The sequence below is a fragment of the Arhodomonas sp. KWT genome (assembly GCF_010993615.1).
Genome location: NZ_WNXE01000719.1, coordinates 1 through 851 on the forward strand (window position 1 = coordinate 1; position 851 = coordinate 851).

Annotated in this window: 1 protein-coding gene; it reads left to right on the top strand. The window is 68.5% G+C overall.

The genetic code is table 11. The features are described 5' to 3' along the window. Nucleotides 1–12 precede the first annotated feature (12 nt). Nucleotides 13–851 (top strand): HTH-type transcriptional regulator CysB (gene cysB / locus G7A99_RS21965; RefSeq protein ID WP_305792357.1); only part of this gene is annotated, 839 nt, incomplete at its 3' end.

Here is an 851-nt window from a genome sequence, read left to right on the forward strand (position 1 = left end):
TCCCGGCGCGGGCTGAACGTCTCCGCGGCGGCCGAGGCCCTGTATACCTCACAGCCCGGCGTCAGCAAGCAGATCCGGCTGCTGGAGGATGAGCTCGGCGTGCAGATCTTCGCGCGCAGCGGCAAACACCTCAGCCACGTCACCCCGGCGGGCGGCGAGATCCTGGACGTCGCCCAGCGCGTGCTCCAGGAGGTGCGCAATATCAACGCCATCGCCCAGGAACACGTGGACGAGTCCCGGGGCAGCCTGTCCATCGCCACCACCCACACCCAGGCCCGGCACGCCCTGCCCCCGGTGGTGAACACCTTCCGGCCGCGCTACCCCAACGTCAGCCTGCACATGCACCAGGGCACGCCCATGCAGATCGCCGAGATGGCGGCCCGCGGCAACGTCGACTTCGCCATTGCCACGGAGGCACTGGAGCTCTTCGAGGACCTGGTGATGATGCCCTGCTACCGCTGGAACCGCAGCATCATCGTGCCCGAGGGCCACCCCTTGTGCAGCGTGCCGCGGCTGAGCCTGGAGGCGGTGGCCGATTACCCGCTGGTGACCTACGTGTTCGGCTTCACCGGCCGCTCCAAGCTGGACCAGGCCTTCAGCGACCGCGGCCTGGAGCCGGAGGTGGTGTTCACCGCCACTGACTCCGAGGTGATCAAGACCTACGTCGGTCTCGGTCTCGGCGTAGGCATCATGGCCTCCATGGCCTTCGACCCGGAGCGCGACCGCGGCCTCGTCGCCCTGGACGCCAGCGAGCTCTTCGAGCCCAGCGTCACCAGCATCGGCTTCCGGCGGGGGACCTACCTGCGCGGCTACATGTACGACTTCATCGAGGCCTTCGCGCCCCATCTGAC